Origin of the sequence: Paenibacillus zanthoxyli JH29 (genome assembly GCF_000520715.1) — a bacterium.
Taxonomy (GTDB): domain Bacteria; phylum Bacillota; class Bacilli; order Paenibacillales; family Paenibacillaceae; genus Paenibacillus_AQ; species Paenibacillus_AQ zanthoxyli.
In genome coordinates, this window is sequence record NZ_ASSD01000709.1 from 1 (window position 1) to 8321 (window position 8321).

Here is an 8321-nt window from a genome sequence, read left to right on the forward strand (position 1 = left end):
GGAAGCGGCCATGCGAGACTCCCGGCGGGTTAGTCGCGAAGTTGAACCAGGGCAAGCGAATGGGCCGAGGCACAAATTGAGCCGGAGCCCTGTATAGACCTTTCTATAGTGAGATATGCGGGAATTTCTCCCGTCTATTTTTATCATATAGATGACTTAAAGTTATTAGACGGAAATTCTCCAGCTTATTTGCCTGTTTTCTCTCCATTTGGGCGCAAACGGCAAATTATGAGGGAGGATTTCCCGTTCAGCTCAATATCACGCTCGTTCAAGGGCTTATAAACGGGAGAAATTCCCGTTAATAAGCCTGGACCGGGCTCCACTATGCGCTTAAATATATCAATTTTTGATATTCAAAATTAAATGTACACGCTGTGGCTATCCGTAGGAAGGCCGCATTCCTGCTTACTTATGCCTCTTATTCATTCATGCCCTGTAATCTTCATCCCATAAAAATTTTACACCGTGAAAGGAAGCGATCCGAATGCCCCAACTCGTAGTGAAACCCGACAACCGCCAGCTTGCCTTTGATGAAATGCGTCTTTCCGTTTATGCCGACCGAGTCTTAAACGGACTGGATAACCTGAATAAAGAGACGCTGCTGCGCGGTGTGAATGCCAAGCTGCGGCGCGACGAGGTCAGCGGCGAGGAGATCAGCAGCGCTTTTACGATGAGCGCACTGGAACTGGTAACCAAGGAAGAACCGGACTGGAAATTCGCCGCCGCCCGCTCCCTACTGACCTCCCTCTATAAAAAGGCGGCGGTCAACCGCCGCTACAAAGCCTACCCGGACGAGCCGTACGGCGCGCTGTATCCGCTGATTGAAGGTCTCGTCAAAAAAGGCGTGTACCGCGAGGAACTGCTGACCGCCTACACGAAAGAGCAGATCGAAGAGCTGGGAGCCTGCATTGACCCTTCCCGCGACCTGCTGTTCGATTACATCGGGCTGCTCACGCTGTCCGACCGCTACCTGGCCCGTGACTTCGACGGGCGCGTTATGGAGCTTCCGCAGGAGCGCTACATGATCATCGCCATGTACCTGATGCATCAGGAGCCTGCGGAGAAACGTCTGGCGCTGGCGAAGGAAGCCTACTGGGCGATGAGCAACATCTATATGACCGCCGCCACCCCGACGATGTCCAACGCGGGCAAAAAAGTCGCGGGCCAGCTGTCCAGCTGCTTCATCGACACCGTCGACGACTCGCTGGAGGGCATCTTCGATTCCAATACGGACGTGGCCCGTCTCAGCAAAATGGGCGGCGGTATCGGCGTCTACCTTGGCAAGGTGCGCGCCCGCGGCTCTGACATCCGCGGCCACAAGAACACAAGCTCCGGCGTCATCCCCTGGATTCGCCAGCTGAATAACACCGCCGTCAGCGTAGACCAACTCGGCACCCGCAAGGGCGCGATCGCCGTCTATCTCGACGTCTTCCACAAGGATATTCTCGCCTTCTTGGATCTTAAACTGAACAACGGCGACGAGCGCATGCGCGCCCATGACGTCTTCCACGGCGTCTGCCTGCCCGACCTGTTCATGGAAGCTGTGGAAGCGCGGGGACAGTGGAATCTCTTCTGCCCGCATGAAGTGAAGAAGGTCATGGGCTGGAAGGATGCGAACGGCCGCGCCCTTGGCCTGGAAGACTTCTATGACGATGAGTTCGGGCAAGGGACCTTCCGCGAGAAATATGCCGAAGCGTCCGCCCACCCGGAGCTGACCCGCATCACTGTTCCGGCCATCGACATTATGAAGCGGATCATGAAATCGCAGCTAGAGACCGGAACGCCGTACATGTTCTACCGGGACACGGTCAACCGGGCCAATCCGAACCGTCACAAAGGCATGGTGTTCTCCTCCAACCTCTGCACGGAAATTATGCAGAATCAATCCGCGACTGTAGTTGAGCAGGAGGAGCTTGTGACGAAGGACGGCCAGACCCGGATCGTCATCTCCAAAATCCCCGGCGACTTCGTCGTCTGCAACCTGAACTCGATCCATCTCGCCCGCGCGGTTCCAGCCGGGGTGCTGGAACGCCTTATTCCGATTCAGGTTCGCATGCTGGACAATGTCATCGACATTAACAATATCGAGGTACTCCAGGCGCAGTATACGAACAGCCAGTACCGCGCCGTCGGCCTCGGCACCTTCGGCCTGCATCACTTACTTGCGCTGGAAGGCATCCGCTGGGAATCCGAGGAAGCCGTAGAATATAACGATCATCTGTATGAGCACATTAACTATCTGCTCATCCGCTCCAGCATGGAGCTGGCCCGCGAGAAGGGCCGCTATCCGAAGTTTGCAGGCTCCGACTGGGAGACGGGCGCGTATTTTGAACTACGCAGCTACACCAGCGGCGAGCGCGAAGGAAAATTCGTCACGGCCGAGCAGTGGCGCGCTCTGAAGGAAGAGGTCGCAAGAGACGGCGTCCGCAACGCCTGGATGTTCGCGATCGCGCCGAACGGCTCAACGTCGATCATCGCCGGTTCGACGGCCAGCATCGACCCGCTCTATGACCTTCTCTCCTACGAGGAGAAGACGACATACAAAATCGCCAACCCAGCGCCCGATCTGTCCGAGAAGACGATCTGGTACTACAAGACGGCGTTCCTGATCGACCAGAACTGGTCGATTCGCATGGCTTCGGCCCGCCAGCGCCATGTCGACCAGGGACAAAGCTTCAACCTGTACGTGCGCCCGGACATCAAGGCGACCGAGTTCCTGGACCTGCACCTGAACGCCTGGAAGGGCGGCCTTAAATCAACCTATTATGTCCGCAGCCGCGCGCTGACCATTGAAGAATGCGAGTCCTGCGCAAGCTGAAAATTCAGCATACCGTTTAACTAAAGCTTGGCAACGAGCACCGGAGGGGAAGCTTGAAGCCGGAGAAGCTCCAGCGGTCGCCTTTATCCTCGGATTTCACCCGCCGGGTGATTCAGTCAAGAAATCAGAGGATAACAGCGATCGGAAGCTCAAGCATTCCCTGCAGGTGCGAAAAATCCGTGCCGGGCATTCAGCCCACTCTGTGAGCGGCCATTTTCAGCTTCGCAGAAGATAAACGCAATTAAGGAGTGACCAGCCATGCAGCTGCAAAAAATATTCAACACCGAAGCCCCCAACCAATCCACCCGCATTATCGAAGGCGAATGCTCCGGCATTCTGAACTGGAACGACATCCGCATGCCGCACATGTACAAGCTGTACAAGGTGCTGCTGCTGAACCACTGGATCGCCGATGAAATTCCGATGTCCAAGGACGCCCAGCAGTTTCCGCTCTTGGATGCGGAAGAGCAGCGCGTGTTCAAGATCAACATCTCCCTGCTCGCCGTGCTCGATTCGATGCAGACGATGTTCGTCAGCGACGTGAAGCGGTATTTTACCGACTCTTCCCTGGAGGCGATATCGGCGATTATCGGCCAGCAGGAGGTCGTGCATAACCAGTCGTATTCCTACGTCCTCTCCTCCATTGTTTCCGAGCGGGAGCAGAAGGAAATTTTTGAATACTGGAAGCATGATCCCGTTCTCTTGGAACGCAACCAGTTCATTTCGGAGATTTACCAGGAGTTCCGCGATAACCCGTCGCGGCAGAGCTTTTTCCAGGCGCTGGTGGCCGATTTGATTCTGGAGGGAATTTTCTTCTACAGCACGTTCGCCTTCTTCTACAACCTGGCCCGCGACCAGAAAATGATGGCGACCAGTCAGATGATCTCCTACATCCAGCGTGACGAGAACCAGCACTGCTACTTCTTCGCCGAAGTGTTCAAGCAGCTGCTTGAGGACTTCCCGGAGCTGAACACCAAGGAAAATATGGACTATGTGTACCGGACCATCGACCGGGCCGTTGCCCTTGAGACGAACTGGGCGCATTATACGCTGCAAGAGGTACGCGGTATCGACCTTCTCGAGCTGAGCGACTACATCAAATATATCGCCAACAAGCGCCTCACCCTGATGGGGTTGGACAAAGCGTACCCGGGTGTGGATGTGAACTGCATGCCGTGGATCAAGCCGTTTTCCGATGAGGCGCTGAACGCCACGAAGACCGACTTCTTCGAAGCCAAGTCCCGCAACTACGGCAAGGTGGGCGACGACAACGGATTTGACGATTTGTAAGCGGAAATGCCCTCGGCATATATAGACTTCGATTTTGAAAAAAAGGACCCTGACAACCGCTGTCAGGGTCCAAATTTTTTAATGAAACGCTCCTCTTGCTACCAGGCGCCTCCTTAAGGCCTATACCCGTATATGTTTCCCGTCATACTCCCGCCTGGACTCTTCGATCCGCGAATAATACTCACCCACCCACTCCTTCATCTGGATCATATGCGGAAGCACCGACTCCCCGATTGGGGTCAGTTCATAATGGGCGATCGGAGGCGCGGACTCGGTGACTTGCCTCTTGATAAGACCGTCAAAAATGCTGGGTATTCCCGCCCGGGAACAAAAAGGTTCCTACTTACATTAACTCAGTCCTTGTATTATTGTAACTTTATAGCCGCATTTTATCCTAACAAACATTTCATTCACAAGGAGTTGGGTGCTATGAAAATAAACAAACGGGGAGTCGGTGTCATTGGTGCGAATATGAACGGTTCCTGGGGCGGGCTTGCCCACCTTCCGGCATTGCTCGCGCTTCCTGAATTTCAGGCAGCCGCCGTCTGCACCACCCGTCAAGACAGCGCTGATGAAACAGCGAAGCGTTTTGGCATACCCCATGCTTTTAGCGATCCATATGAGCTGGCTATCCATCCGGATGTCGATCTGGTTACCATTGCGGTTAAAGTACCCGAACATGAGAAGCTGGTACAAACCGCGCTTCAGGCCGGAAAATCAGTCTTTTGCGAGTTTCCGCTCGGACGATCGTCCGCTGAGGCGGCTCACCTGCTCCATGCATCCGAAGAAAAAGGGGTTCGTCATTTTGCCGGACTGCAGTCCTGGGCCAACCCGGCTGTCCGCTACCTGAAAGACTTGATCGCAGACGGATACATCGGGGAAGTCCGGGCCGTACACTGCAATTACGCGCTGCCCCTCTTCCCTTCACGGTCAAAGCGGATCCCTCAATCCCGGGTCTATTTGCTGGACAAAACAAACGGAGCGAACCATCTAACCATAGCCGCCGGGCATTTGCTGGATGGAATAACATATCTGCTGGGCCCCTTCTCGGAAGTATCGTCCGTTCTAGAGACGCAAGCGGACCGGATACCCATTATGGAAACAGGCGAGATCGTTCAATCCACATCGCCAGACCATGTGGTCATCACCGGCAAATTGGCGGACGGAGCGATTATGAATACCCATATCCGCAATACCCACATCGGAAATCTTTCGATTGAAATAAATGGGACGGAAGGCGATATGGTCCTGCAATCAAACGAGAACTTCATGTTTCAGATCGACTCTTTCACGCTGAAGGGAGCGCAGCCGGGCAACAAAGCCTTCGGCGAACTGTCCATTCCGCCGCAGTATACTTTGCAGCCTTCGGGCCTGACAGCCGGTCCGGCGTTCAATCTGGCCGGGCTGTACAGGCTGATTTACAGTGATCTGGAGGGGAACACCCGGCTGGCCCCCGATTTCCATACGGCACTGGCTGTCCATACATTGATCGACGCGGTACAAAGAGCCGCCGATACCGGAACAAGACAAAAAACGGAACCCTTGGACTAAAACTCAGCAGCCGCAAAACGCCTCAAACCCAAAAACGAATCCATTCCCGCTTAAAGTGGAGGATGGATTCGTTTGCTGATACTGCAAGCATCTTTTGATCACAGGGCGGCGGGAAATAAGGGTTTCTACACCCGAAAACGGCTTACAAGCTCCTGCATCCCTTCCGCCATATGGGTTACGGCATGAAAGGAGGAGGACATCTCTTCCATCGAAGCCAGTTGCTCCTCAGCCGCGGCAGAGACCTCCTGAGTGCCGGATGCCGTGGTATGCGCTACGGTGGAAATGCCTTTAAACGCCCGCACGACATGACCTGTACCGGCTGAGATGTACTATTCCTGCTAAATTACGGCTCAGGCTGAAAGAGCAAAAGCAGCCTGTCCTCGGTTGAGGATAGGCTGCCTTTTTCATACTGCACGATTCTTTTTTCTCAACCTGCGAGTCCTTCATCCCGGAGTTCGTCTATCCGAATCGGCTAGTCCCGCGCCTTGCGGTCGGCCTTCAGCTCCGTCTCTTCCGCGAACTCACCGAGCGCATTATCCAGCCGCAGCTTCAGTTCTTCGACAATCTCCACCGCTCCGGCATCATTACGCACGACCTGGGAGTCCACCGCGTACACACCGCCAAGGATATGGCGCGCGCCCAGCACGGACAATACCGGCTTCAGCGCGTAATCAATCGTGAGCAGATGCGCTAGACTGCCGCCCATAAAGAGCGGGAGCACGATTTTTCCGGCAAGCCCTTTTTGGGGAATCAGATCAAGAAACGTCTTGAGAACCCCCGTATAGGATGCCTTGTATACCGGACTTACAACGATCAGAGCGTCCGCTTCGGCCACGAGGCCGTTCGCTTTGACAATCGCTTCGCTCTCGAATTTCGTAAGAATCAGATCTTCCGGCGGCAGCTCCGCCACATTGATCCGCTCGACCTCAAATCCTTTGCCGCCAAGCGCATGCTCTGCATACTCGATCACCGCATTGATGCGCGATACAAGCGACGGCGTTCCATTAATCACCACAATCTTAGCCACTTTTCACCTCTTCTGTCAGTCAGGGAGCAGAGACTCCGCAAATCCGACAATAACTTAAATTTAAATTATCGTAACAAAGGGAGCCTGCCCATGTCAACGCGGACGAGCTCTAAAGCATGGAAAGCGCCGGCAAATAATGAGATCCTAGCGAGAGGCTCCTTTAAGCATCAATTACCGCACAGCTGTTCGAATTCGGCAAACCCTCTTCTGGAATAGTGCTTCGCAAGCAAGAAAGGTTTACGGCTTTAACCGGAGCGGCGGGCAAACCTACCCATGCGATACGAACTTCAATGAGACGTCGGTGAGCAGGATAGGGCAGAAATACCTGAAATAGTGCATCTTTTTTTCCATTTGAAGCAGCCACAGGTAACGCGCCTGTAAATGTGCATTTTTGGGGCTTGTTTAACCTCAAATTCATTCCGCACAGTTGAAATTCCTGCATAATCTCAGGAACTTCATGATAACCGACGCTTTTGTTGAAAAAAACTGCACTTGAGCTGTTTTGCCAGCCAGACGGACGGTCCAAACAACCATGTCCTAACGCGCCAGATTGAACATGGGAATCCAATACTTCCGCTCCTCCGCCTTGCCATTAGCATTTTCCTGCGCTATACTAAACGGCAACATCACATCCCGATCAGGCCAATGACCGGCATCCAACCGTGAGGCGTTTGCGACCGGGGCGGCATCAAGACCGCTCTCTAAGTTTACCGGGTTTCGCCCGTTACCGCGAAGGCCAAAGAGGATCGAATACCGCCGTTTCAGGCCGGATTCGGTCAACCTGGGTGGCACCGCGAGCTGACGCTCCTCGTCCCATGGATGAGGGCGTTTTTTGTATTTTTTCACAAAAAGGAGCGAACGGTTATGCTGGACATGGTTTGGATCAGGGAGAACGCGGAGCTTGTCAGACAGACGGCCAAGTGGAAAAAGGTGGACTTCCCGCTTGATGAGCTGCTGGAATGGGACGACCGGCGTCGCGGTCTGCGCCTAGAGACCGAAGAGCTGCGGGCGCGGCGCAATGCGCTTACCAAGGAAGTTGAGGCGCTGCTCCGGCAGGGAAATCCTGCGGAGGGCGAAACGGTTAAAGCTCAGGTCAGGGAACTGGGCGGCCGTCTGACTGAGGTGGAAGCGCGGCTCGCTGAAGCGGAGACCCAATGCCGGGAGCTGATGCTGCGGGCGCCGAATCCCGTATCGCAGGATACGCCTATCGGCGAGAGCGACAAGGACAACATGGAGGTCCGGCGCTGCGGGGAGCCGCCCGCGTTCGGCTTCGCGGTCCGGGATCATGTCGAGCTCGGCGAGCTGCATGACATCATCGACATTCCGCGCGGCGTGAAGGCGGGCGGACCGCGCAGCTATACGCTCAAGGGAACCGGGCTGTATCTGCATCTCGCCGTGCAGCGGCTCGCGCTTGATGTGCTGACCGCCAGAGGGTTTACGGTCATGGACGTGCCCGCAATCGTCCGCCCCGAGACGCTGGTGCGGACCGGATTCTTCCCGGGCGGAGAGGATCAGACTTATGAGCTAAGCGGCGAGAACCGCTGGCTTGCAGGGACCTCGGAGGTTCCGCTCGTCTCGCTGTACAGCGACGAGACCGTCGACTTGAAGGAGCCGATAAGGCTTGCCGGGATGTCG

General features: G+C 55.0%; 8 protein-coding genes and 1 pseudogene. 4 read left to right on the top strand and 5 right to left on the bottom strand.

Annotated features, from left to right (window positions below):
• Positions 1 to 484: 484 nt before the first annotated feature.
• On the top strand, positions 485 to 2818 hold the full coding sequence (locus L691_RS0127310; protein WP_025693357.1) for a ribonucleoside-diphosphate reductase subunit alpha: 2334 nt from the start codon (positions 485 to 487) through the stop codon (positions 2816 to 2818).
• 258 nt (positions 2819 to 3076) lie between these two features.
• A complete protein-coding gene (locus L691_RS0127320) occupies positions 3077 to 4108 on the top strand; it encodes a ribonucleotide-diphosphate reductase subunit beta (RefSeq protein ID WP_025693358.1) in 1032 nt (343 codons plus the stop codon).
• Between the two features lie 120 nt (positions 4109 to 4228).
• Here the strand turns inward: L691_RS0127320 and L691_RS34480 are convergent, their stop codons facing one another.
• Positions 4229 to 4423, bottom strand: coding sequence for a winged helix-turn-helix transcriptional regulator (locus L691_RS34480; RefSeq protein ID WP_084654510.1), 195 nt, complete (start codon positions 4421 to 4423; stop codon positions 4229 to 4231).
• Positions 4424 to 4537: 114 nt separating this feature from the next.
• Here L691_RS34480 and L691_RS0127325 point away from each other — a divergent pair, with 114 nt between their 5' ends.
• The gene (locus tag L691_RS0127325; protein WP_025693359.1) at positions 4538 to 5659 is read left to right on the top strand and encodes a Gfo/Idh/MocA family protein; all 1122 of its coding nucleotides are present in this window, start codon (positions 4538 to 4540) and stop codon (positions 5657 to 5659) included.
• Positions 5660 to 5784: 125 nt separating this feature from the next.
• On the opposite strand, the gene L691_RS32375 is transcribed toward L691_RS0127325, so the two are convergent.
• The 4 genes from L691_RS32375 to L691_RS33240 form a co-directional block, all read right to left on the bottom strand.
• The gene (locus L691_RS32375) at positions 5785 to 5961 is read right to left on the bottom strand and encodes a hypothetical protein (RefSeq protein ID WP_156934362.1); all 177 of its coding nucleotides are present in this window, start codon (positions 5959 to 5961) and stop codon (positions 5785 to 5787) included.
• 170 nt (positions 5962 to 6131) lie between these two features.
• Positions 6132 to 6686 (bottom strand): NADPH-dependent FMN reductase, encoded by a 555-nt coding sequence (gene ssuE / locus L691_RS0127335; RefSeq protein WP_025693360.1) that lies wholly within the window; start codon positions 6684 to 6686, stop codon positions 6132 to 6134.
• A gap of 160 nt (positions 6687 to 6846) precedes the next feature.
• A complete protein-coding gene (locus tag L691_RS32380; RefSeq protein ID WP_156934363.1) occupies positions 6847 to 7254 on the bottom strand; it encodes a hypothetical protein in 408 nt (135 codons plus the stop codon).
• Entirely contained in the window at positions 7224 to 7478 is a 255-nt protein-coding gene (locus tag L691_RS33240) for a hypothetical protein (RefSeq protein ID WP_025693361.1), read from the bottom strand. Before L691_RS33240 ends, L691_RS32380 begins: the two co-directional genes overlap by 31 nt.
• A gap of 72 nt (positions 7479 to 7550) precedes the next feature.
• Here L691_RS33240 and L691_RS0127345 point away from each other — a divergent pair.
• Positions 7551 to 8321: pseudogene (locus tag L691_RS0127345) on the top strand (serine--tRNA ligase); the annotation flags it as partial.

Bases quoted from the DNA above. Each gene is read 5' to 3' on its own strand.
- L691_RS0127310 (WP_025693357.1), top strand. From the start codon at position 485: ATGCCCCAACTCGTAGTGAAACCCGACAACCGCCAGCTTGCCTTTGAT.
- L691_RS0127320 (WP_025693358.1), top strand. From the start codon at position 3,077: ATGCAGCTGCAAAAAATATTCAACACCGAAGCCCCCAACCAATCCACC.
- L691_RS0127325 (WP_025693359.1), top strand. From the start codon at position 4,538: ATGAAAATAAACAAACGGGGAGTCGGTGTCATTGGTGCGAATATGAAC.